This window comes from Phycicoccus duodecadis, assembly GCF_002846495.1.
In the GTDB taxonomy this organism is placed as follows: Bacteria; Actinomycetota; Actinomycetes; order Actinomycetales; family Dermatophilaceae; genus Phycicoccus; species Phycicoccus duodecadis.
The window spans coordinates 633,181-655,300 of the sequence record NZ_PJNE01000001.1 but is presented as its reverse complement, the minus strand read 5'-3'; the positions used below and the strand labels follow the sequence as shown (position 1 = coordinate 655,300).

General features: G+C 74.9%; 22 protein-coding genes and 1 tRNA gene. 10 read left to right on the top strand and 13 right to left on the bottom strand.

Annotation, left to right across the window (positions count from 1 at the left end):
• Positions 1–7: 7 nt before the first annotated feature.
• The gene (locus ATL31_RS02985) at positions 8–967 is read left to right on the top strand and encodes an amidohydrolase family protein (RefSeq protein WP_101394465.1); all 960 of its coding nucleotides are present in this window, start codon (positions 8–10) and stop codon (positions 965–967) included.
• Between the two features lie 55 nt (positions 968–1,022).
• On the opposite strand, the gene pdxY is transcribed toward ATL31_RS02985, so the two are convergent.
• Complete coding sequence (pdxY, locus tag ATL31_RS02980) at positions 1,023–1,886, bottom strand: pyridoxal kinase PdxY (RefSeq protein ID WP_101394464.1); 864 nt, start codon at positions 1,884–1,886, stop codon at positions 1,023–1,025.
• Between the two features lie 114 nt (positions 1,887–2,000).
• On the opposite strand from pdxY, the gene ATL31_RS02975 reads away from it, so the two are divergent.
• Positions 2,001–3,293 carry a glutamate-5-semialdehyde dehydrogenase gene (locus tag ATL31_RS02975; protein WP_101394463.1) on the top strand — a complete coding sequence of 431 codons (1,293 nt, stop codon included), beginning with the start codon at positions 2,001–2,003 and terminating at the stop codon, positions 3,291–3,293.
• Here ATL31_RS02975 and ATL31_RS02970 read toward each other — a convergent pair.
• Positions 3,278–4,270 carry a glycosyltransferase family 2 protein gene (locus ATL31_RS02970; RefSeq protein ID WP_101394462.1) on the bottom strand — a complete coding sequence of 331 codons (993 nt, stop codon included), beginning with the start codon at positions 4,268–4,270 and terminating at the stop codon, positions 3,278–3,280. The two genes, ATL31_RS02975 and ATL31_RS02970, sit on opposite strands and share 16 nt — an antisense overlap.
• 550 nt (positions 4,271–4,820) lie before the next feature.
• On the opposite strand from ATL31_RS02970, the gene ATL31_RS16490 reads away from it, so the two are divergent.
• The 5 genes from ATL31_RS16490 to ATL31_RS02950 all read left to right on the top strand — a co-directional run bounded on the left by ATL31_RS16490 (position 4,821) and on the right by ATL31_RS02950 (position 6,870).
• Positions 4,821–5,087, top strand: coding sequence for a hypothetical protein (locus ATL31_RS16490; protein ID WP_170062479.1), 267 nt, complete (start codon positions 4,821–4,823; stop codon positions 5,085–5,087).
• A complete protein-coding gene (nadD, locus tag ATL31_RS02965; protein ID WP_425440335.1) occupies positions 5,084–5,683 on the top strand; it encodes a nicotinate-nucleotide adenylyltransferase in 600 nt (199 codons plus the stop codon). The genes ATL31_RS16490 and nadD overlap by 4 nt, the downstream gene beginning before the upstream one ends.
• Positions 5,680–6,060 (top strand): ribosome silencing factor, encoded by a 381-nt coding sequence (rsfS, locus tag ATL31_RS02960; RefSeq protein ID WP_055814160.1) that lies wholly within the window; start codon positions 5,680–5,682, stop codon positions 6,058–6,060. Before nadD ends, rsfS begins: the two co-directional genes overlap by 4 nt.
• Positions 6,057–6,731 carry a histidine phosphatase family protein gene (locus ATL31_RS02955; RefSeq protein ID WP_101394461.1) on the top strand — a complete coding sequence of 225 codons (675 nt, stop codon included), beginning with the start codon at positions 6,057–6,059 and terminating at the stop codon, positions 6,729–6,731. The genes rsfS and ATL31_RS02955 overlap by 4 nt, the downstream gene beginning before the upstream one ends.
• 66 nt (positions 6,732–6,797) lie before the next feature.
• A tRNA-Ala gene (locus ATL31_RS02950) sits at positions 6,798–6,870 on the top strand.
• Positions 6,871–7,075: 205 nt separating this feature from the next.
• On the opposite strand, the gene ATL31_RS02945 is transcribed toward ATL31_RS02950, so the two are convergent.
• From ATL31_RS02945 to ATL31_RS02935, 3 genes are read right to left on the bottom strand one after another with little or no spacing between them, the layout of a single operon-like run.
• Positions 7,076–7,681, bottom strand: a complete 606-nt coding sequence (locus ATL31_RS02945; protein ID WP_101394460.1) for a DNA-3-methyladenine glycosylase I — start codon at positions 7,679–7,681, stop codon at positions 7,076–7,078.
• Complete coding sequence (locus tag ATL31_RS02940; RefSeq protein WP_101394459.1) at positions 7,678–8,820, bottom strand: metallophosphoesterase; 1,143 nt, start codon at positions 8,818–8,820, stop codon at positions 7,678–7,680. The genes ATL31_RS02945 and ATL31_RS02940 overlap by 4 nt, the downstream gene beginning before the upstream one ends.
• Positions 8,817–9,332, bottom strand: a complete 516-nt coding sequence (locus ATL31_RS02935) for a glutathione peroxidase (RefSeq protein WP_101394458.1) — start codon at positions 9,330–9,332, stop codon at positions 8,817–8,819. The genes ATL31_RS02940 and ATL31_RS02935 overlap by 4 nt, the downstream gene beginning before the upstream one ends.
• 102 nt (positions 9,333–9,434) lie before the next feature.
• Here ATL31_RS02935 and ATL31_RS02930 point away from each other — a divergent pair, with 102 nt between their 5' ends.
• A complete protein-coding gene (locus tag ATL31_RS02930; RefSeq protein ID WP_245861853.1) occupies positions 9,435–10,907 on the top strand; it encodes a flavin-containing monooxygenase in 1,473 nt (490 codons plus the stop codon).
• Positions 10,908–11,233: 326 nt separating this feature from the next.
• Positions 11,234–14,170, top strand: a complete 2,937-nt coding sequence (gene leuS / locus ATL31_RS02925; protein WP_101394457.1) for a leucine--tRNA ligase — start codon at positions 11,234–11,236, stop codon at positions 14,168–14,170.
• Between the two features lie 95 nt (positions 14,171–14,265).
• Here leuS and ATL31_RS02920 read toward each other — a convergent pair whose 3' ends face one another.
• The 8 genes from ATL31_RS02920 to ATL31_RS02885 form a co-directional block, all read right to left on the bottom strand.
• On the bottom strand, positions 14,266–14,919 hold the full coding sequence (locus ATL31_RS02920; RefSeq protein ID WP_101394456.1) for a response regulator transcription factor: 654 nt from the start codon (positions 14,917–14,919) through the stop codon (positions 14,266–14,268).
• On the bottom strand, positions 14,916–16,970 hold the full coding sequence (locus tag ATL31_RS02915) for a sensor histidine kinase (RefSeq protein WP_101394455.1): 2,055 nt from the start codon (positions 16,968–16,970) through the stop codon (positions 14,916–14,918). Before ATL31_RS02915 ends, ATL31_RS02920 begins: the two co-directional genes overlap by 4 nt.
• 86 nt (positions 16,971–17,056) lie before the next feature.
• Positions 17,057–17,767, bottom strand: a complete 711-nt coding sequence (locus tag ATL31_RS02910; protein ID WP_101394454.1) for a hypothetical protein — start codon at positions 17,765–17,767, stop codon at positions 17,057–17,059.
• 169 nt (positions 17,768–17,936) lie between these two features.
• Positions 17,937–18,158, bottom strand: a complete 222-nt coding sequence (locus ATL31_RS02905) for a ferredoxin (protein ID WP_245861852.1) — start codon at positions 18,156–18,158, stop codon at positions 17,937–17,939.
• Entirely contained in the window at positions 18,155–19,420 is a 1,266-nt protein-coding gene (locus tag ATL31_RS02900) for an NADH-ubiquinone oxidoreductase-F iron-sulfur binding region domain-containing protein (protein WP_101394453.1), read from the bottom strand. The genes ATL31_RS02905 and ATL31_RS02900 overlap by 4 nt, the downstream gene beginning before the upstream one ends.
• Positions 19,417–20,010, bottom strand: coding sequence for a ferric reductase-like transmembrane domain-containing protein (locus tag ATL31_RS02895; protein WP_143598303.1), 594 nt, complete (start codon positions 20,008–20,010; stop codon positions 19,417–19,419). Before ATL31_RS02895 ends, ATL31_RS02900 begins: the two co-directional genes overlap by 4 nt.
• Positions 20,007–20,978 carry an FAD:protein FMN transferase gene (locus ATL31_RS02890; protein WP_211283956.1) on the bottom strand — a complete coding sequence of 324 codons (972 nt, stop codon included), beginning with the start codon at positions 20,976–20,978 and terminating at the stop codon, positions 20,007–20,009. Before ATL31_RS02890 ends, ATL31_RS02895 begins: the two co-directional genes overlap by 4 nt.
• On the bottom strand, positions 20,975–21,433 hold the full coding sequence (locus ATL31_RS02885; protein WP_143598301.1) for a hypothetical protein: 459 nt from the start codon (positions 21,431–21,433) through the stop codon (positions 20,975–20,977). The genes ATL31_RS02890 and ATL31_RS02885 overlap by 4 nt, the downstream gene beginning before the upstream one ends.
• A 234-nt stretch (positions 21,434–21,667) precedes the next feature.
• On the opposite strand from ATL31_RS02885, the gene ATL31_RS02880 reads away from it, so the two are divergent.
• On the top strand, positions 21,668–22,096 hold the full coding sequence (locus tag ATL31_RS02880) for a hypothetical protein (RefSeq protein ID WP_101394451.1): 429 nt from the start codon (positions 21,668–21,670) through the stop codon (positions 22,094–22,096).
• Positions 22,097–22,120: the final 24 nt, after the last annotated feature.

Below are 22,120 nucleotides of genomic sequence, written 5' to 3'. Positions count from 1 at the left end.
GACCCCGATGAGCGGGGGTAGGGACGCGTCGCCGGGGTCGGCGCTCGGGCCGGACGCCGCTGGCGGGGGGTGGGCCGACGCCGACGTGCCGGCCTTCTGGCAGGGCCTGGGGCTGCCGGGCCTCTACGACGTGCACGTGCACTTCCTGCCGCCGTCGATCCAGCGCGCCGTGTGGGGTGTGTTCGACGCCGCGGGGCCCAAGATCGGGCGCGCCTGGCCCATCCGGTACCGCGGGTCGTACGAGGAGCGGGTCGAGCAGCTGCGGGCGCTCGGGGTGCGGCGGTTCGGCACCCTGCCCTACGCGCACAAGCCGGGGGTGGCCGCCTTCCTCAACGGCTGGGCGGCGGAGTTCGCCGCCGAGGTGCCCGAGGCGCTCTGGAGCGCGACGCTGTACCCCGAGCCGGAGGCGGCGACGTACGTGCCCGAGCTCATCGCCGCCGGCGCGCAGATCTGGAAGGTGCACGTGCAGGTGGGGGAGTTCCACCTCGACGACCCGCTGCTCGATCCGGTGTGGGGGGCGCTGGCCGACGCGGGGACACCCATCGTGGTGCACGCCGGCTCCGGACCGGTCGGCAACGCGTTCACCGGGCCGGTGCCGCTGCGCCGCGTGCTCGAGCGCCATCCCCGGCTGACGGTCGTCGTGGCGCACCTGGGCGCCCCCGAGTACGGCGAGTTCCTAACGCTGGCCGAGGAGTTCGAGCGCACCCACCTCGACACCACGATGGTGTTCACCGACTTCTTCTCGGCCATCGACGAGGCCGGCGCCTACCCCGACGCACTGCTGCCCCGGCTGGCCGACCTCGGGCCCAAGGTGCTGCTGGGCTCGGACTTCCCGACCATCCCGTACCCGTACGCGCACCAGCTCGAGGCGCTGGCCCGGCTGCGCGAGCGCGAGCCCCGGCTCGACGACGACTGGCTGCGCGAGGTGTGCTGGCACACGCCGCGGCGGCTGGTCGAGGGCGGCTGAGCCGCCGGCCGCTGACGGTCGCGGTCGGACGCGCGTGCCGTCGTTCCGTGCCGTGTCAGCGGATGCGCTCGACCTCGAACTGCATCCGCGGGTTCGCGATCTCGTCCTGGCTCTGCACCAGCTGGAGCTCGCGCCGGCCGGAGTCGAGGGTGCGCTGCAGGAGGTCGAACACGCTCGAGACGGTGCGGCCGAGGGCCACACCGGCGTCACCGGTCTGCAGCAGGTGCGCGGTGAACAGCGCGGCCGTGACGTCACCGGAGCCGTTGGCCTTCATCGGCAGCTGCGGGGTCTGCACGATCCAGGCGCCGTCGCCGTGGACGGCCAGCATCTCGATGGTGCCTTCGGGGCGGTCGGGGCGCAGCACGCTCGTGACCAGGACGGTGCGGGGCCCCAGGGCGCGGGCGGCCTCGACGGAGGCGAGGGTGGAGTCGAGGTCGGCCGGCTCGGTCTCGGTGAGGAACCCCAGCTCGAACTGGTTGGGCGTGATGAGGTCGGCCTGCGGGACCACCCGCTCGCGCAGCAGCACCGGGATGGCGGGGTGGACGAAGCAGCCCGAGGTGGCGTTGCCCATCACCGGGTCGCAGGCGTAGATGGCGTTGGGGTTGGCGGCCTTGGTGCGCGCCACCGCGTCGAGGATGACCTCACCGATCTGCTCGCCGCCCTGGTAGCCCGAGAGCACCGCGTCGACCTCGGCCAGGGCGTCACGCTCCTCGATACCGGTGACGACCTCGCGGACGTCGTCGGCCGGCATCAGCGGACCGCGCCAGGCGCCGTAGCCGGTGTGGTTCGAGAAGTGCACCGTGTGCACCGGCCACACCTCGACGCCGAGCCGCTGGAGCGGGAAGACCGCCGCGGAGTTGCCGACGTGGCCGTACGCGACGGAGGACTGGATGGACAGGATCGTCGTCACGGGTCCCATCCTTCCACCGCCGGGGCAGCCGGTGCGCCCGAGCCCCCGGACCGCCGAGCCAGACCACTGCCCACCCCGGGAAACGCCTCGGCAGGCCGCCGCCGGCCCGCCTATCCTGGGCGCATGACCGAGCGCACCGACGGCATCGACCCCGCCGACGTCGAGCGGGTCCGGGTCCTGGCCGAGGCCGCCGGTACCGCCTCGCGCCGCCTCGCGCTGCTGTCGCGGGCCGAGAAGGACGCCGCCCTGCACGCCCTGGCCGACGCCCTCGTCGCCGCCACCGACGACATCGTCACCGCCAACGCCCGCGACCTCGAGCGCGGCCGCGCACAGGGGATGACCGAGAGCCTCCAGGACCGCCTGCGCCTCGACCCGCCCCGCGTCGCCGCCGTCGCCCAGGCCCTGCGCGACATCGCCGGCCTGCCCGACCCGGTGGGCGAGGTGGTGCGCGGCTCGACCCTGGCCAACGGCCTCCAGATCCGTCAGGTGCGGGTCCCGATGGGCGTGGTCGGGATGATCTACGAGGCCCGCCCCAACGTCACCGTCGACGCCGCCGGTCTCGGCCTGAAGTCCGGCAACGCCGTCATCCTGCGTGGGGGCAGCGCCGCCGCCGACACCAACCGGGCCCTGGTCAGCGTCCTGCGCGCGGCGCTGGAGGCCCAGGGCCTGCCCCCCGACGCCGTCTCGCTGCTCGACGGCGGCCACGGCGTCGTGCGCGCCCTGATGACCGCCCGCGGCCTGGTCGACCTCCTCATCCCGCGCGGCGGCACCGAGCTCATCCAGGCCGTCGTCACCGGCTCGACCGTGCCCGTCATCGAGACCGGCATCGGCAACTGTCACGTCTACGTCGACGCCCGCGCCGACCTCGAGACCGCGCTCGCCATCGCGGTCAACTCCAAGACCCACCGGCCGAGCGTCTGCAACGCGGCCGAGTCGCTGCTGGTGCACCGCGCCGTCGCCGACGCGTTCCTGCCCAAGGTGCTGGCCGCCCTCTCGGCCGAGGGCGTGGTCCTGCACACCGACGCCGGAGCCGGCGCGGCCGCCGAGCTCGCCGGTGTGCCCCACGACACCGCCACCGCCGAGCACTTCGCCACCGAGTTCCACGGCCTCGAGATGTCGGTGGGCGTCGTCGACGACCTCGACGCCGCGCTCGAGCACATCCGGCGCTACGGCTCCGGGCACACCGAGGCCATCGTCACCGACGACCGGGCCGCCGCGCGCCGCTTCACCGCCGAGGTCGACGCCGCCGCGGTGATGGTCAACGCCAGCACCCGCTTCACCGACGGCGGCGAGTTCGGGTTCGGCGCCGAGATCGGCATCTCGACCCAGAAGCTGCACGCCCGCGGCCCGATGGCCCTGCCCGAGCTGACCAGCACCAAGTGGGTCGTCGAGGGCGACGGTCAGGTGCGGGTCTGAGACCCCACCCCCGGCCGGCCCGCTGACGGCGGCGCGTCGGCGGCGGCATCCAGGCTGTCGTGGGCCACGAAGTACGCGGGGCGGGCCTGGAGCGCGGTGTAGGTGCGGCCCACGTACTCACCGAGGATGCCGAGCGCCAGCAGCTGCACGGCCCCGACGGCCGCGACGATGACGACCGTCGAGGTCCAGCCGGGGAGGGTGTTGCCCATCAGCATCGACACCAGCGCGAAGACGAGCACGACCACCGCGGCCAGGCCACCGAGCAGCCCCAGCCAGGTCGCGAAGCGCAGCGGCGCCGTCGAGAACCCGGTGACGCCGTCGACGGAGAGCCGGATCATCGTGGCGAGCGGGTACTTGGACTCGCCCGCGGCCCGCGGGGCGCGCCGGTACTCGACCGAGGCGCTGGGGAAGCCGAGCGCGGGCACGACGAGGCGCAGCACCCGGTTGTGCTCGGGCAGGGCGTTGACGGCGTCGACGGTGGCCCGCGACATCAGGCGGAAGTCACCGGCGTCGACCCGGGCGTCGACGTCGGAGAGGGCGCGGATCGAGCGGTAGAAGGCCCGCGCCGTCACGCGCTTGAAGGTGGTGTCGCTCGAGCGGTCCGAGCGCACGCCGTAGACGACGTCGGCGTGCTCCTCACGAGCCGTGCGCAGCATCTCGCCGATGACCTCGGGCGGGTCCTGCAGGTCGGCGTCGATGGTGACGACGTAGCGCCCGCGGGCCCGCTGCAGCCCCGCCGAGATGGCGGCCTGGTGGCCGGCGTTCGTGCGCAGCCGCACCACGCGCACGGCGTCCCACTCGCGGCGCAGGCGCTGGAGGAGCACGGGGGTGGCGTCGCTGGAGCCGTCGTCGACGCAGAGGATCTCGTAGGTGACCCCCCAGCCCTGGGCCAGCGGGCGCAGCCGTTCGACGAACAGGGGGATGACCTCCTGCTCGTTGTACATCGGCACGACGACCGTGAGCTCGACCTCGGACATGTCGACCAGCGTACGGGCGGGGGCTGTGGCGGCGCCGTGATCGCATGTGACCCACCTGTGGGTACGGCGGAGGGCCCCCGAGTATGAGATCGGGGGCCCTCACCGGCGGCGCGGCCACCGGCGGTACCGAGCCGGTCGGTCCGTGCGGCGAGCCGCACAAGGTCTGCCACGCGACGGTGGCGCCGCCCAGAGGACGGACTTCGACTCCGGGCCGTCGGCCGCAGCACCCGCGCCGTCGCGCGCGGCGTACACCCCCGAGGACGTGTACGGCCCCTCCGGTCTCCCGGGGAGGACGATGTGCCGTTATCCGAACGACCCACCTGCTGGTCGGGACCGGACCGGTGGTTCTCGCCGTCCGGGCCTGCCCCGCGCAGCGGGCGTGGGGTCTGTTCTAGTGCCCCCCGGGAGGGAGTGCAAGCGGTTCCGCGGAACTCTCCGAGGCGTGGTCGACGGTCCACCGCCCGTCCACAGGCTCGGGTGCTCGGCGCCCCGGTCGTACACAGGCCTGTGGACGAAATCCGTGGACAACCGGGACGGTACGCTGGGCCCCATGTCGACGTTCGCCGCCCTCATCGCCGCCGAGGGGTCCACCCCTCGTGAGCTCCCGATCCCGCCGTGGCTCATCGCCGTCATCGCGCTCCTGGCGTTCGCCTTCCTCCTCGGCCTCACCTGGTCCTTCCGGGGGACCCACAACAAGTACGCCCCGCCCGGGTCGCACGGCCACGGTGCCGCGGGTCGCCACGGCGCGCCGGACGGCCAGGGTGCGCCCGTCGGCCACGACGAGCCCCACTGGCCCGAGAGCCCGGGCCACCACTGAGCGGGTCCCGGCTGCGGCTCGGGGTGATGGGTGGCACGTTCGACCCCATCCACCACGGGCACCTCGTCGCGGCCTCCGAGGTCCAGGCCCTGCTCGGGCTCGACGAGGTCGTCTTCGTCCCCACCGGGCGGCCGTGGCAGAAGGAGACCGGTGAGGTCTCGCCGGCCGAGCACCGGTACCTGATGACGGTCGTGGCCACGGCGTCGAACCCGCGCTTCACCGTCTCGCGCGTCGACGTCGACCGCGAGGGCCTCACCTACACCGTCGACACCCTGCGTGACCTCACGGCCCAGCGCCCGGACGCCGACCTGTTCTTCATCACCGGCGCCGATGCGCTGGCCCAGATCCTGTCGTGGAAGGACGCCGACGAGCTGTTCGAGCTGGCGCAGTTCGTCGGGGTCACCCGGCCGGGCTACGCGCTCTCCGAGCTGGGGCTGCCCGCCGACCGCGTCATCCTCCAGGAGGTCCCCGCCATGGCGATCTCCTCCACTGACTGCCGTGACCGCGTGCGGGCCGGCCAGCCGGTCTGGTACCTCGTGCCCGACGGCGTCGTCCAGTACATCTCCAAGCACCGCCTCTACCGAGGAGCACCGTGACCGCATCCGACCGTTCGCTCGAGCTCGCCCGCACCGCCGCGGCGGCCGCCGCCGACAAGCTGGCGACCACCATCACCGGCATCGACGTGTCCGACCAGCTGGCGCTGACCGACGTCTTCGTCATCGTCTCGGCCGAGTCCGAGCGGCAGGTCGGCTCGATCGTCGACGAGGTCGAGGACCGCCTGCGCGAGATGGGCTCGAAGCCGGTGCGCCGCGAGGGGCAGCGCGAGGGCCGCTGGGTGCTCATCGACTTCAACGACATCGTGGTGCACGTCCAGCACGACGACGAGCGTGACTTCTACGAGCTCGAGCGCCTCTGGAAGGACTGCCCGGCCGTCGAGCTCGGCGCCGTCGGCACCGAGCAGGGCGGTCGGTGAGCGGGCCCCCTCCGCCGCTCACCGACGGGCCGGGACGCCGGCTCGTGGTGCTCCGCCACGGCCAGACCACCTCGAACGCCGCCGGGGTCTGGCAGGGCCAGCTCGACAGCCCGCTCTCGCCGCTCGGTGAGGAGCAGGCCGCCGCGGCCGGCCCCGCGCTGGCCGCGCTCGCCCCGGTGCGGGTCGTGACCTCCGACCTGCAGCGGGCCCGGCTCACCGGGGCCGCGGTGGCACGGGCCGCCGGCGTGCCGCTGGTCGAGGACCCGCGCCTGCGCGAGATCCACGCCGGGGCCTGGCAGGGGCTGACCAACGACGAGATCGTGCGGCGCTGGCCCGACGAGCACGGGGCCCTGCGCCGCGGTGAGGACGTCACCCGTCCCGGGGGCGGGGAGTCGCTCGCCGACGTCCGGGAGCGGATGGGCGAGGCGCTGCGCGACGTCCTCGCGGCGACCGGGCCGGGGGAGTGCGTCGTCGTCTCCACCCACGGGGCGGCCGGCCGGGCCGGCGTGTCGTGGCTGCTGGGTCTCGACATGCTGGTGTCGTGGCGGGTGCTGGGAGCGCTCGGCAACTGCCACTGGGCCGAGCTCGCGGAGGGTCGCCAGGGCTGGCGGCTGCGCACCTGGAACGTGTCGGTGGGCGGCGGTTCAGCCGAGGGGACCTTCGCTCCCTGAGGGCGATTTGGGCCAGCGGTGAGGCGTGGGTAGACTCGCCGTCGCCCCTTCGGGGGACACCCACTCGGGGCTGTAGCGCAGTTGGTAGCGCACCTCCATGGCATGGAGGGGGTCAGGGGTTCGAATCCCCTCAGCTCCACAACGCCAGAAGAGACCGGACACGCTTCTCGTCCGGTCTCTTCTGCGTTCTGGCGTCGTGCCACCCCGCTTCGCACCGGCGGTATCGGCCGGCACCGGCCCTATAGGGGGGCGGCTCGCCGATCCGAGGGTGGGTCGGCAATCTGAGCGGGGTTCGGCAATCTGAGCGGGATTCGGCGGCCTGGGCGGGGCAGGCGCGCGTCGGCTCAGGCGGGCCAGATGCCGCTGGTGCCGCGCCGGTGGCTGGCCAGCAGGTGGGTGTCGACGATGCCGACGGCCTCCATCAGCGCGAACATCGTGGTGGGCCCGACGAACGAGAACCCCTTCCGCTTGAGGGCCTTGCTGAGCGCGAGGGACTCGGGCGAGGTGGTGGGGACGTCGGCGTACGTGACGGGGTGCGGGGTCTCGGCCGGGCGGAACGACCAGACCAGGCGCGCCAGGTCGCCGTCGGGGTCGTCGCGCAGGGCGAGGGTGGCCCGGGCGTTGCCGATGGTCGCGGCGACCTTGGCGCGGTTGCGCACGATCCCGGCATCCGCCATCAGCCGCGCCACGTCGGCCTCGCCGTACGCCGCGACCGCCTCGGGGTCGAAGCCGTCGAACGCCGCCCGGAACGCCGCCCGCTTGCGCAGGATCGTCGCCCACGACAGCCCCGACTGGAACGCCTCGAGCGAGAGCCGCTCGAACAGCCCGCGCTCGTCGCGCACCGGCATCCCCCACTCGGTGTCGTAGTACTCCCGCAGCAGCGGGTCGGTGGCGGCCCACGCCGGGCGCGCGAGACCGTCGGGCCCCACGACGACCCCGGGGTCGCTCACGAGCGCCGTAGCGTGATGATCGGGACCTCCGGGTCGGCGCCCACGCGGACGGCAGGCCCCCAGGCACCGGCACCGCGCGAGGTGATGACCGGGGTGTCCCCGACAACGGCCTTCCCGTCGACCATCGGCTGCTGCAGCGGGACGAGGTAGCGGATGGGCCAGAGCTGCCCGCCGTGGGTGTGCCCCGACAGCTGGAGGTCGACCCCACGACCTCCGACTGCGAACGCCTGCCGGGGCTGGTGCGCCGACAGCAGGGTGAACCCGCCCGGGTCGACCCCCGCGAGGGCCGCGTCGTAGTCGGGGAGGAACGCCCCCTGGCCGGACCAGTCGTGCACCCCCGCGAGCGTGATGGTGGCGCCGTCGCGGGTCAGTGGCACCGACTGGTTCTTCAGCACGGTGATGCCGGTGGCCTCGAACGCGCGCACCCAGTTGGCGGTGTCGCGGTACATCTCGTGGTTGCCGGTCGTGGCGTAGACCCCGAGCGGCGCTCGCAGGTCGGCGAGCGGGGCGATCTCGGGGCCGTACCGCTCGGCGGTGCCGTCGACGAGGTCGCCCGCGATGACGACGAGGTCGGGGCGCTGCGCGTTGACGAGGTCGACCACGCGCCGGGTGAAGTCGGCGCTGCGCACCGCGCCGGCGTGCAGGTCGGTGATGAGGGCGACGCGGGTGCCGTCGAACTGCTGCGGCAGCTGCGGCGAGGACAGCTCGTACGCGGTGGCGGTGGGATGCGCGGCGGCCACCGCGCCGTACGCGGTGAGGCCGACGGCGACCAGGGCCACGAGCGGCGAGGCCACCCGGTTGAGCCGGCGGCGGGCGAGGCGCCCGTGGTCGTGGCGCCAGCGGACCAGCCAGATGCCCACGGCCACCAGCCACACCGCGACGAGCCCGAGGAACAGGTACAGGCAGGTCGCGAGGAAGGCCTGCCCGGTCCAGACGATGGGGCGCATCTGGGCCGGCGTCCAGCGCCCGCCCCACACGTCGAACCCGGCGGGGACGGCGGCGGCCAGCGCGGCCAGGACGAGCGCGACGACCACCGCCGGCCAGCGGCGCCCCCACTGCGGGGCGATGGCGAGCCGGTGCCAGACGACGACGAGGAACGCCCCGATGACCAGCAGGGCGACGAGCGCGAACAGGGTCATGCGCCGGCGGTGTCCTGCGGGGCCGGGTGGGGGGCGGCCAGGGCGGCGCGCACGTCGTCGGCGAGGTCGGCCGGCTCGGTGTTGGGCGCGTACCGCTCGATGACGGTGCCGTCGCGACCGACGAGGAACTTGGTGAAGTTCCACTTGATGCGGCCGCCGAGCAGGCCCTTCTTCTCGGACTTGAGCCAGGCGTAGAGGGGGTGCTCGTCGTCGCCGTTGACGTCGACCTTGGCGAACATCGGGAAGGTGACGCCGTAGTTGACCTGGCAGAACTCCTCGATCTCGTCCTCGGCGCCGGGCTCCTGGGCGCCGAACTGGTTGCAGGGGAAGCCCAGGACGACGAACCCCTCGTCCTTGAGCTCGGAGTAGAGCGCCTCGAGGCCCTCGTACTGGGGGGTGAAGCCACACTTGCTGGCCGTGTTGACGACGAGCACGACGTCGCCGGCGTAGGCGGCCAGCGGGCGGTCCTCGCCCTGCAGCGTCGTGGCGGAGAAGTCGGAGAGGGTGGTCATGGCGTCATCGTCGCACGGGGCACCGACGCCACCCTCGGGCGCGAGCAGGGGCGGCGGACGGCCGTCGAGCCCTGGGGCGCCCGCTGGCCGTAGCCTGTGCCGGTGCCGCCGCGACCCCTGGCCCCGCCCCCGCTCGATGTCGACGTCCTGGTCGTCGGAGCGGGCCTCTCGGGGATCGATGCCGCGTGCCGCCTGTCGATGGAGGGCGACCGGCTGAGCTGGGCGGTGCTCGAGGCGCGGGACGCGACCGGCGGCACGTGGGACCTGTTCCGCTACCCGGGCGTGCGCTCCGACTCCGACATGTACACCCTGGGCTTCCCGTTCCGGCCGTGGCAGGGGGCGACATCGATCGCCCCGGCGGCCGAGATCCTGCAGTACCTGCGCGACACCGCGGACGAGTACCGGGTGACCGAGCGCATCCACGTCGGGCAGCGGGTGACCCGCCTGGCGTGGTCGTCGCACGACCGGCGCTGGACGGTCACGGCCCGGCGCGGCGACGGCGAGGTGCTCGAGCACCGCGCGCGGTTCGTGTACCTGGCCACCGGCTACTACTCGTACGCGTCCGGGCACGTGGTCGACTTCCCGGGCCAGGAGGACTTCGCCGGGGAGGTCGTCCATCCCCAGCAGTGGCCCGAGGGGCTGCCGGTGGCCGGGCGGCGCGTGGTCGTCATCGGCAGCGGGGCCACCGCCGTGACCCTCGTCCCGGCGCTGGTCGCCGAGGGGGCCGAGCACGTGACGATGCTGCAGCGCAGCCCGAGCTACGTCGCGGCCCTGCCCAACGTCGACCCCGTGGCGGATGCCGTGCGCCGCTGGCTGCCCGCCTCGCTGGCGCACGGCGTGGTCCGGGCCAAGAACGTCGCGTTGTCGAGCCTGACGTACGAGTTCCTGCGGCGTCGGCCGGTGACGGGGCGCAAGGTACTGCGCCGGCGGCTCGTCGAGCGGCTGCCGGAGGGGTACCCGGTCGACGTGCACTTCGCCCCCCGGTACGACCCGTGGGACCAGCGGCTCTGCCTCAGCCCCGACGGCGACCTGCTCGAGGTGCTGTCGTCCGGCGCCGCCGAGGTCGTGACGGAGACCATCGACCGCTTCGTCCCGGCGGGGGTGCGGGTGAGCACCGGGGAGGTACTCGCGGCCGACGTGGTCGTGACCGCGACCGGGCTGCGCCTCGAGCTGGGCGGGGGAGCGGAGCTGGTCGTCGACGGGGCCCCGGTCGACCTGTCGGCGGCGCACGTCTACAAGGGCTGCATGCTCTCGGACGTGCCCAACCTCGCGCTCGCGGTGGGGTACACCAACGCCAGCTGGACGCTGCGGGCGGACCTCACCGCGCGCTGGTTCTGCGCCCTGGTGCGCCGGCTCGACGCCCGCGGGCTCGCGGTGGCCGTGCCGCGCTGGGACGGCTCGGGCGGTGCGGACCGGCCGCTGCTCGACTTCACCTCGGGCTACGTGCAGCGCGGCGCCCACCTGCTGCCGCACCAGGGCAGCCGCCGCCCGTGGCGGGTGGTGCAGAGCTACGCGTACGACGTGGCCACGATGCGCCTCGGGCGGCTCGACGACGGGGTGCTCGAGCTGTCCTGAGGGCCCCCGCGCACCGGCCACCCTGCCGCGCACCGGCCACCCTGCCCGCCACCGCCCTCCTGGGGCCGGTGCCGGCCACGGTGACCGGTGCGGGACGCGCTGACCGGTGCGGGACGCGGTGACCGGTGCGCCGTGGCGGGGCGTCCCGGCGCTTCTCGGCCGCCGACCGCCGCGGACCGGCGCGCACCGTCTGCGCTACCCTGAGCGCGTGACGAGCAGCCTGCTTCTTCGCTAGCCGCGCCGGCCACCGGCCCGCGCGGCGACCCCTCCTGAGCGAGGGGTTTTTTCATGGGCGCAGACGACACGACGACACACACGAGGACGAGATGAGCGAGACGCCGTACCGCTACACCGCCGAGCTGGCCGGGCGGATCGAGGTCGCCTGGCAGGACCGCTGGGCCGAGCGCGGCACCTACCACGCGCCCAACCCCGCCGGCCCCTGGGCCGACCCGGAGGGCGTCGCCGCGCACCCCGGGGGCCACCTCCTCGTCCTCGACATGTTCCCCTACCCCAGCGGCGCTGGCCTGCACGTCGGCCATCCGCTGGGCTACATCGCCACCGACGTGTACGCGCGCTACCACCGCATGCTCGGGAAGAACGTCCTGCACTGCCTGGGCTACGACGCCTTCGGGCTGCCCGCCGAGCAGTACGCGGTGCAGACGGGCCAGCACCCGCGCAAGACCACCGAGGAGAACATCACGATCATGGCGCGCCAGCTGCGCCGCCTCGGCCTGGGCCACGACGACCGGCGCAGCATCCGCACCATCGACCCCGAGTACTACCGCTGGACGCAGTGGATCTTCCTGCAGATCTTCAACTCCTGGTACGACCACGACGCGCCGCGCGAGGACGGCGGCACCGGCCGCGCCCGCCCCATCGAGGACCTGGTGGAGCAGTACCGCTCCGGCGCCCGGGCCCTGCCGGCCGACGACGGCCGCGGCTGGGACGACCTGTCGGACGTCGAGCGCGCCGGCATCCTGGACTCCCAGCGCCTGGTGCAGAGCGTGCGCGCCACCGTCAACTGGTGCCCCGGCCTGGGCACCGTGCTCGCCAACGAGGAGGTGACCAACGAGGGGCGCTCGGACCGCGGCAACTTCCCGGTGTTCAAGCGCGAGCTGCGCCAGTGGGTCATGCGGATCACCGAGTACGCCGACCGGCTGGCCGACGACCTCGACCGGGTCGACTGGCCCGAGAAGGTCAAGACGATGCAGCGCAACTGGATCGGCCGCAGCCAGGGGGCGCGCGTGACGTTCCCGGTCGCGCGGACCGCCGATGACCTGCCCGTCGACCCGGGGACGCCGGGGATCGAGGTCTTCACGACCCGCCCCGACACCCTGTTCGGCGCCACCTTCATGGTGCTCGCGCCCGAGCACCCGCTGGTCGACACCCTCGTCCCCGAGGGCGGCTGGCCCGAGGGCACCCGCGACGCCTGGACCGGTGGTGCCGCGACCCCGGCCGAGGCCGTCGCCGCCTACCGCTCCGCGGCCGCCGCGCGCACCGACCTGGAGCGCCAGGCCGAGGGCCGGACCAAGACGGGCGTCTTCACCGGTGGCTGGGCCACCAACCCGGTCACCGGCACCCGCATCCCGGTCTTCGTGGCCGACTACGTCCTGATGGGCTACGGCACCGGCGCGATCATGGCCGTGCCCGCGCAGGACCAGCGCGACTGGGACTTTGCCACCGCGTACGACCTGCCGATCATCCGCACCGTCCAGCCCAGCGAGGGCCACGACGGGTCGACCGCCTTCACCGGCGACGGCCCGGCGGTCAACAGCAGCAACGACGAGATCAGCCTCGACGGCCTGGGCGTCGCCGAGGCCAAGGCGCGCATCATCCCCTGGCTCGAGGAGAAGGGGCTGGGCGAGGGCGCGGTCACGTACAAGCTGCGCGACTGGCTCTTCGCGCGCCAGCGCTACTGGGGCGAGCCGTTCCCGGTGCTGTTCGACGACGACGGCATCGCGTACGGCGTGCCCGACGACCAGCTGCCCGTCCTGCTGCCCGACGTCCCCGACTACAGCCCGAAGACCTACGACCCGGACGACGCCGACAGCGAGCCCGAGCCGCCGCTGGCCCGCGACCAGGACTGGGTCACCGTCGAGACCGACCTCGGCGACGGCCGTGGCGTGCGGCGCTTCCGCCGTGACACCAACGTGATGCCGCAGTGGGCCGGCTCCTGCTGGTACTACCTGCGCTACCTCGACCCCGAGAACGGGGCCGCCCTGGTCGACCCCGAGAACGAGTCGTACTGGATGGGCCCGCGCGAGCAGCCGGTCGAGGGGGCCCCCGCGGGCACTCGCGACCCCGGTGGCGTCGACCTGTACGTCGGCGGCGTCGAGCACGCCGTGCTGCACCTGCTCTACGCCCGGTTCTGGCACAAGGTGCTGCACGACCTGGGGCACCTGAGCAGCGACGAGCCCTTCCGCACGTACTTCAGCCAGGGCTACATCCAGGCGCCGGCGTTCCTCGACCGCCGCGGCCAGTACGTCGAGGCCAAGGAGGTCCAGGAGGGTCTCGACGACGACGGCCACCCCGCCTTCACCTGGCAGGGCGAGCCGGTGACGCGCGAGTTCGGCAAGATCGGCAAGTCGCTGAAGAACATGGTCAGCCCCGACGAGATGTACGCCGAGTTCGGGGCCGACACCTTCCGCCTGTACGAGATGGGCCTGGGCCCGCTCGAGCAGAGCAAGCCCTGGGACACCCGCGCCGTCGTCGGGCCACAGCGCTTCCTGCAGCGGCTGTGGCGCAACGTGGTCGACGAGGAGACCGGGGCGCTGGTCGTCACCGACAGCCCGCTCGACGACGCGACGAGCCGCGTGCTGCACCGCACCATCGACGCCGTGCGCACCGACTACGCCGGCCTGGGCTTCAACACCGCCATCGCCCGGCTGACCGAGCTGAACAACGCCCTGACCAAGCTCGACGGCGGCGTGCCGCGCGAGGCGGCCGAGGCCATCGTCCTGATGGTCGCGCCGCTGGCGCCGCACATCGCCGAGGAGCTGTGGTCGCGGCTCGGCCACGAGGAGTCGCTCGTGCACGCGCCCTTCCCGGTCGCCGACCCCGCGCTGCTGGTCGACGACACCGTCACCTGCGTGGTGCAGGTCAAGGGCAAGGTCAAGGACCGCCTCGAGGTGCCGTCGGACATCACCGAGGACGCCCTGCGCGAGCTGGCCCTGGCGAGCGAGAAGGTGCAGGCGGCACTGCCCGGCGGCGTTCGCACCGTCATCGTGCGCGCGCCCAAGCTGGTCAACGTCGTCCCCGCCTGACCTCCACTTTCTCGCCCCATGCCGGAACCTTCACCCGCGCAGCGCTTCCGAAGGCCTGCGATCGTGAAGGTCCCCCGGCGAAGCGGCGGGAGGGCTCAGCGGCGACCGAGGCCGGCCTCGCGCGCCGCGATGATGGCCGCCGCCCGGTCGGGGACACCGAGCTTGGCGTAGATGGTCGACACGGCGTTGCGGACGGTCTTGTTCGAGACGTAGAGGTCGGCCGCGATGGCGTCGTTGCCCATCCCGGCGGCCATCCGGTCCAGGACCGTGCGCTCCCGTTCGCTCAGCTGGGGGAAGGCGGGCGCCGCAGCCCGCGGCGGCGCGCCGGCCAGGAGCGCGGCGACCCGGGCGGCCACGGCCGCGCCGAAGACGAGCCCGCCCGCGGCCGCGGTGCGCACCGCGTGCTCGACCTCGACCGCTCCGGAGCCCTTGAGCAGGTAGCCCGAGGCGCCGGCGCGCACCGCCGTGACGACGGTGTCCTCGTCCTCGTTCATCGTCAGCATGACCACCCGCGGGGCGGGGGAGCGGCCGGTGAGGTAGCGGGTGGCCTCGATGCCGTCCAGTCGTGGCATCTGGATGTCCATGAGGACGACGTCCGGTGCGGTCTCGGTGACGACGTGGACGGCCTCGCGCCCGTCGGCCGCCGTCCCGACGACCTCGACGCCCTCGAGCGCACCGAGCAGGGCCTCGAGGCCGTCGCGCACGATCCGGTGGTCGTCGACGACGACGACGCGCAGCGCCTCGGTCACGGGCGCACCTCCTGGACGGCGAGCGGGAGCCGGGCGTGCACGGTCGTGCCCCCCGTTGGCGGACAGGTCACCTCGGCGCGGCCCCCGAGCTCGGCGGCCCGCTCGCGCAGCGACCCCAGCCCGACCCCGACCTCGACGTCCGCGCCGATGCCGACACCGTCGTCGGCGACCTCGAGCGTGAGCGCCCCGCCCTCGAGGCCCAGAGCGACGGTGCAGTGCCGCGCCCGGGCGTGGCGGCCGACGTTGGTGAGGGCTTCGGCGACGATCCGGTACGCGGCGACCTCGACCGCGGCGGGCAGCCGGTCGGGCACGTCGGCCTCGACCGTCACCCGGACCGCCGGCACCCGCTCGGCCAGCTGGGCCACGGCGCCGACGAGGCCCCGGTCGTCCAGGGCCGGGGGCCGCAGGTCGTGCACGAGGCGGCGCACGTCGGCGACGACCTCGCGCAGCTCGGCGGTGGTCGACTCCACCCGCCCCCGTGCCGTCTCCGGGTCGCGGTCGAGCAGCAGCCGGGCCGACTCCAGCTGGAAGACCAGACCGCTCAGTGCCGGGCCGAGGCCGTCGTGCAAGTCGCGCCGGATCCGCCGGCGCTCCTCCTCCCGAGCGGTGACGAGGCGCTCGCGGTGGTCCTGCAGCTCCTCGGCCAGGTGCCAGGTCCGCGCGGCGGTGGCGGCCTGGCGCACGAGGTCGGCGAGGAGCCGCTCGTCGCGGGGGGTGAGGCGGCTCCGGACGCCACGGGCGGGCAGCACGAGCCGCCCCACCTCGCGGTCGCGGTAGGCGATCGGCAACGTGCGGACCTGGGCCGGTCTCGTGCCGTGCGTCGCGACGAGCCGCTCGCCGCGGGCCCGTTCGACCTCGATGCCGACGAAACCCACCCCGAAGGCGTCGGCGACGGCGTCGCACACCGCGCGCAGCTGGGCGGGCCCGTCGTCCGTGGTCTCCAGGGACGAGGCGAGCGAGGCGACGGCGGCGTAGGGGTCGTCGCGGCTCCCGAGGGCCAGGCGCCGACCCCACGTCCGGATGCGTTGCCGCAGTGGCCCGTACAGCAGCACCGAGACGAGCAGCACCACGGCCACGACCTGGGTCTGGTCGAGGCCGTCGAGCGCGAGCCCGAGAGCCGCGACGGCGACGAGGTCGACGAGCAGCAGGAGGAGCGCCAGCGCGGCCCAGACGGCCGTGCGCGGGAGCAGCTGGTCGATCGGCGCCAGGGTGGGAGCCAGGACGGCGACGGTCATCGCGGCGGCGGGGAGGGTCATCACCAGGAAGGCCGTCGCGACGTCGAACCAGGGCTCGGAGACCAGGAGGCTGAGGACCATCGCGACCGCCATGACGACGACGGCCCAGAGCAGCCAGCGCATCCGGTCGCGCTCGAGGCCGGTGGAGCGCCGGTAGCGCGTGACGACGGTGAGCATCGGGACGACGAAGGCGGCGGTGCCGACGGCCACGGCGACGGGCACGGCGGCGGCCGGGACCACCGCGAGCGTCGTCGGGTCGAGGTCGACCGTGGGAGGCAGGACGACGCCGGCGGTGCGGTCCCCGGACGGCGCGACGAGGACCACCCCGGCGGCGAGGGCCATCACCCCGAGGGCCACCCGGCCGGCGGAGCCCATCCGGCCCGGGAGGAAGCGTCCGGTGGGGAAGAGCAGGAGCAGCAGGGCCGCGACCACGGGCAGGAAGGCCCCGAAGCGGTTGAGGAACCACAGGGCCGCGCTCATCCCGGGCCACGCGCCGGATGCCGTCAGCCCGGCGCGCACCCACGACTGGGCGAGGCCGTCGAGGACCCAGAACGCGCCGAAGCCCGCGAGCGACCAGCCGAGGGCCTGGCGCGGGTGGCGCAGCAGCACCGCGGTGGCGAGCGCGGCGAGGACGGCGCCCTGCAGCGCGTAGGGCCAGCCGGGGCCGCCGGAGAGGGTCACGCCGGAGGACGCGTCGGGGGCGCGGCCGTCGAGCACGGCGGAGGCCGCCAGCCCGGCGACCGACGCAGCGGCCGCCGCCAGGGCAGCGACCGTCCCGGCCCTCGTCCGCGACCAGGCGCTCGCATGCGTGCCCACCGGGACATTGTGGGGGTGCCCGGCCCGCGACGGACGCCGGTCCGCACCACGAGGATGCGGACCGGCGTCGTCGCCGGTCCGGTGGGTCACCGGGCCGTCCGGAAGGCTCGGTCCCCGACGAGGAACCCCAGGGCCGCGCCGACGACGAGCACCGGAGCGACGAAGCCGGCCATGTACTGCAGCGGCGAGACACCGAGCAGCAGGACCAGGCCGCCGGCGACGAGCCCGAACCGGCCGAGCCAGCGGGGCACGGTGCCGCCGCGCGCGGCGGTGTGCAGCGCGGTGCCCGCGAGGCCGGCGAGCACCCAGCACCACGGGATCGTGCCGACCCAGTGGTTGTAGAACACCGCGGCGGAGGGCTGGACGAGACCCGGCTGCATGACCCCCGAGATGAACTCGGTGTCGAGCCCGGCGCCGAGGACGAGGACGACGGCGGTGCCGACGAGGCCGCCCGCGGCGAGACCCGGGGCGAGGGAGCCGGTCGCCCGGGCGGCGAGCCGGCGGTGCAGCCCGATCCCGAAGACGAGCAGGGCGACGGCGGCGACCATGGTCGCGGTGTGGAAGCCGAGCAGGATGCCGACCTTCCCGCCCAGGGCGTCGGTCATGCCCTGGGCGTCACCGCGCAGGTCCTCGCGGTAGACCGGGTCGACCATCCCGGACAGGACGACGGACGCGAGGCCGGCGAGCCCGGCGACCACGCCGGCGACGGCCCAGCCGCGCGGGGCCGGGTGGGTGGTGCCCGCGGACGGCGTCTCGCTGACGTCGGACCGGGCGGGGTTGTGCGTGAACACGCTCATCGCGGTTCTCCTTCGAGGTGGTGGAGTGTCCTGCTGACGTGGAGGACGCTCCCGGGCCGGATGTCCCGCGGTCCAGGGACATCGGGGCAGACCGTGTCCCGACCTCGTCGCCGACCTCGTCACCGACCTCGTCACCGGCTCGACGTCGCGCTGTCGTGGTGAGGGCCGCTCAGCCCGGCAGCAGGCGCAGCGCCCGACGGGGGCAGGCCGTCACGGCCTCCCGCGCGAGCTCCAGCTGGTCCTGCGGCACGGGGCCCAGGACGACCGGGTAGCCCCACTCGTCGAGGACGATGCGCTCGGGCAGCAGCTCGGCGCACAGCCCGCGGGCCCGGCACTCCGGCCAGTCGACGCGCAGCACGTGCGAGCCGGCCTGGTCCCCGGGGGCGCTCACGCGACCCTCGCCGGGAAGGGGTGGGCGCATCCGCACGAGCCGGCGAGATGTCCCTCGACCCGGTCGCCCAGCGTGGTCAGCAGCGAGCGCACGAGACGTGACGTGCCGTCGGGGTGTGCACACGCGCCGCGGCCGACGACCAGCCCGGTCAGCTCCTGGATGCGGCGCCGGGTGTCGGCGCCCTCGGCGAGCCCCCGCACCTCCTGGGCCAGGGCGGGCAGCCCGTTGCGGCACGGGCCGCAGCGCCCGGCGGACTCGCCCGCGAGGTACTCGGTCCACGCGGCGGTCAGCGCCACCGGGCAGTCGCCGGGGGCGAGGGACACCAGCGCGCCGGCGCCCAGGGCGGCGCCGAGCGAGCGCAGGTGCGCCTGGGTCCAGACCAGGCGCTCCAGGTCACGCGGGTGGAGCCACGCACCGTGGAAGCCACCCACGAGCAGCGGCGCGGCGAGGGCGTCGGCGTCCAGGACGTCGGAGGCAGCGTCCCCGTGGGCGACCTCGACGACCCGCGCGAGGTCGAAGCGACCGTCGGGCCCGGGCGGACGGGTGAGCGTGAGCAGCATCGTGCCCGGCTCGTCCGGCGTCCCGAACGCCCCGTAGCGCGGCAGTCCCACGAGCGCGAGCAGCCCGAGGTGGGCCCACGACTCGGCGTTGGCCAGCAGGGTCGGGCGGCCCTTGAACCCCTCGACCGCCTCCGGCGCCCACGCCGTCACGGGCAGCCCGGGCCGGCCCTCCATCAGCTCCAGCACGGCGCGGGCCTGCCCGGCGACGAACCGGCCTTCCGCCTCGTGCACCGTCCAGCGCTCCCGGTGGCCGGACCGCTCGGCGAGCGCGTCGCGCACCGCCGCGCCGACCTGCGGGCGGTCGGCCGGGACCACGACGTGCACGCGGCGCGCCCCGAGGGCCCGGGCGGCCAAGGCGGCACCGTCCAGGACGAGGTGCGGGGCCACCCGGAGCAGGGTCTCGTCCTTGGCGCTGGCCGGCTCGCCCTCGGCCGCGTTGACCACGACGACCGGCCGGCGCGACGGGCGACGGCCGCTGCGCTCGTGCACGGTCCGCAGCTTGCGCCCCAGCGGGAAGCCGGCCCCGCCGCGGCCGCGGACCCGGGCGTCGTCGGCCAGGGCGACCAGGGATGCCGTGTCGAGGGCGGGCAGCTCGCCGAAGCGTGCGCGGTGGGCGTCCAGACCCGGGCCGTCGTCCACGCCGGAGAGGAGCAGGGGGCCGAGGCTCACCTCGACCCGGGCCGGGGGCGCGACCGTCCTCATCGGGAGGCCGGCTCGCCGGACCGGGGGGCCGGCGTCCGGGAGGGCGCCCGGGAGCGGCCCCGCGCCCGCAGGACCGCGACGACGCGGGCGGCCCCCAGGAGGGCGACCAGGCCGACGCAGGCCGCCGTGACCGCCACCGACCAGCCCAGGTGCGCGTCGGTGCCGATCATGAACCCGTGCAGCAGGCCCAGACCCCAGGCGAGGTACGTGGTGAGGTGCACCAGGAACCAGAGGCGGTGGGGGAGCCGGGAGCGGGCGAGCGAGGTCGCGACCACGACCGCCGTCAGGTCGAGCGCGGCGGTGCCCAGGCCGAGCCACAGCGGGCGGTAGGACGACCCGAAGGGCACCAGCGCCTGCCACCACCGGATGTCGACGTACTCGTCGACGACGGCGATGAGCGCGTGGGCGAGCAGCAGCAGCACCGAGACCGCGGAGAGCGCGCGGTGCAGCCCCTGGGTCACGAAGCGCGGCCACCAGGGGCTGACGGCGCGGCCCGTGGCCAGGACGCCGAGGACCACGGTCAGGCTGAACACGGCGACGAGCACGATGCCCGTGCCACGGTTGAGGTACCAGAGCAGCGGCGAGGTCATCGGTCCTCCTCGAGGCCGGCGGCGGCCCAGGCGGGCGTACGGGTCACGGTGCCGTCGTGCGCGACCAGCCGGGCGGCCACGCCCCGGGCGGTCAGCCACGGCACGGCATCCGTCCCCAGCACGACCGCCACGGTGCTGGCCGTGTTGGCGGCCACCGCGCTGTGGCCGAGGGCCGTCACGGTGCGCCAGGGGCCGTCGGCGGGGCCGCCGGTGCGCGGGTCGACGAGGTGGTGCCACTGCCGGCCGCCGCGACGCCAGCGCCGGGCGGACACGCTCGAGGTCGCGAGCCCGCCGTCCGCGACGACGACGGTGGTGCTCGCCCCGCCGCCCGGCAGGTCCTCGCGGCTGTGCCCGACGACGACGGGGTAGCGCGTCGGGGCCTGCGGGTCCGGGCCCGCGACCCTGAGGTCGCCGCCGACGTTGACCAGGACGTCGACGCCGAGCTCCTCGACCACGGTGAGCGCGGCGAGGTCCGCGGCGTACGCCTTGCCGGTGGCGCCGAGGTCCAGGGCAGCCCCGACGGGGACACACAGCGCGGCGTCGTCGACGACGACGTCGCGCCAGGAGCCGCGGGCCCCCGGCAGGGCCGCGGGGGACGGGTCGTCGCTCGGGACGAGGGTGAAGGTGCGGTCGTAGCCGGCGCCCCGCAGGACCTCGCCGAGGGTGGGGTCGACGAGCCCCGACGTCTCGACGGCGGCCTCGAGTGCGACGCGCACCGCACCGACGAGCACCGGCGAGACGGCCACTGGACGGCCGGGACGGGCGTTGGCCACCGACAGGTCGCTGTCGGGACGGAACCGGCTGCACGCGGCGTCCACCTCGTCGAGGACGTCCACCACGAGCCGGGCCGCCGCGTCCAGCGCGGCGCTGCTCGTCCTCAGCTCGACGTAGGTGCCCAGGGCGTGCCAGGAGGCGGCACCGTGCCGGGGGTCGAGCCGGACCCCGGGAGCCGGGGCCACCGAGGTCACGACCCGGTGCTCGTCACGGGCGGCGGGGGCGGCGGGGGGGCCGGGGCGGACGCCGCGGCCGGCGCCGGAGCGCTCGACCGGGACCCGCCGGAGGCGCGGGCCACGGTGGCGCCGCCGGTGAAGGACGAACCGCCCCCGACGCGGGCCGCGCCGGCTCCCGACGCCCGCACGATGACGGGCCGTCCCACGACGGTCCGCGTCGGCCGGTGCTTCGTGACGACCACCGGGTGCGCGGCGGCCCACGCGACGAGCTGCTCGTGGTAGGCGCGGGCGGCCTTGGTCGCCGCGGCGGCCTGGGCGCGAGCCTTCTCGTTCTGCTGGTGCGCGGTCTCGGTCGCTACGGCGGCGGTGGCAGCACCGGTCGCCGCCACCGCCGTCGCTGCGAGCGTGCCGCTGAACACCGTGAGAAGGACGCGCGACCGGTCGCGTTGTCCTCGGCTGAGCAGGGGGATCACCGAAGGCCTCCAGGGAGCACAGCGAGTCAGGGAATCTCGCACTCCCCACGGTCCCCTGACCCACCGCAAGAGCGCGTCATCGGGATGTTAAGGGAACCTCATGCGCTCGCGCCGGGTTTCCCGTGCAATCCGGGACCGCCCTTTTACACCCTCTTATCGCGAACCACACACCCGCTTGACCTCCGGTCCGCCATCCTGGTGGCCCCTGCATCTCTCCTGTCCGGAGGTTCCTCCGTGTCCCTGACCTCGACCGTCGCCGCCGGCACGCTCATCGGCGGCCTCCTGGCCACCGGCGTGTACGCCGCCAACGCCCCCTCCGACCAGCTGGCCGCCACCGCCCGCGTGGCCCCGACCTTCGCCCCCGTCCCGACCCCGACGGTCGTCGAGGTCGAGGACTGTGAGGCGCCGGCGGTCCTGGTACGCGGCGCCTGCGTCACGAATGTCCCCGGCCCCACGGTCACCGTGCCGGCCCCTGTCGCGCCTGCCGCTCCGGTCCGCCCGGCCCGTCCGACGCACGTGACCGCCCCGGCCCCCGCGGCGCAGGGTGACGACCACGCCGCCGAGGCCACCGAGCCCGCCGAGAGCGACGGCGAGGACCACGCCGACGACCACGAGAGCGAGCCGGCCGAGACCCCTGAGCCCGGCGACGAGCACGACGACTGAGGTGCGTCCCCGGTCGGCGCGCGG

Bases quoted from the DNA above. Each gene is read 5' to 3' on its own strand.
- ATL31_RS02985 (WP_101394465.1), top strand. From the start codon at position 8: ATGAGCGGGGGTAGGGACGCGTCGCCGGGGTCGGCGCTCGGGCCGGAC.
- pdxY (WP_101394464.1), bottom strand. From the start codon at position 1,886: ATGGGACCCGTGACGACGATCCTGTCCATCCAGTCCTCCGTCGCGTAC.
- ATL31_RS02975 (WP_101394463.1), top strand. From the start codon at position 2,001: ATGACCGAGCGCACCGACGGCATCGACCCCGCCGACGTCGAGCGGGTC.
- ATL31_RS02970 (WP_101394462.1), bottom strand. From the start codon at position 4,270: ATGTCCGAGGTCGAGCTCACGGTCGTCGTGCCGATGTACAACGAGCAG.
- ATL31_RS16490 (WP_170062479.1), top strand. From the start codon at position 4,821: ATGTCGACGTTCGCCGCCCTCATCGCCGCCGAGGGGTCCACCCCTCGT.
- ATL31_RS02940 (WP_101394459.1), bottom strand. From the start codon at position 8,820: ATGACCCTGTTCGCGCTCGTCGCCCTGCTGGTCATCGGGGCGTTCCTC.
- ATL31_RS02935 (WP_101394458.1), bottom strand. From the start codon at position 9,332: ATGACCACCCTCTCCGACTTCTCCGCCACGACGCTGCAGGGCGAGGAC.
- leuS (WP_101394457.1), top strand. From the start codon at position 11,234: ATGAGCGAGACGCCGTACCGCTACACCGCCGAGCTGGCCGGGCGGATC.
- ATL31_RS02910 (WP_101394454.1), bottom strand. From the start codon at position 17,767: ATGAGCGTGTTCACGCACAACCCCGCCCGGTCCGACGTCAGCGAGACG.
- ATL31_RS02900 (WP_101394453.1), bottom strand. From the start codon at position 19,420: ATGAGGACGGTCGCGCCCCCGGCCCGGGTCGAGGTGAGCCTCGGCCCC.
- ATL31_RS02895 (WP_143598303.1), bottom strand. From the start codon at position 20,010: ATGACCTCGCCGCTGCTCTGGTACCTCAACCGTGGCACGGGCATCGTG.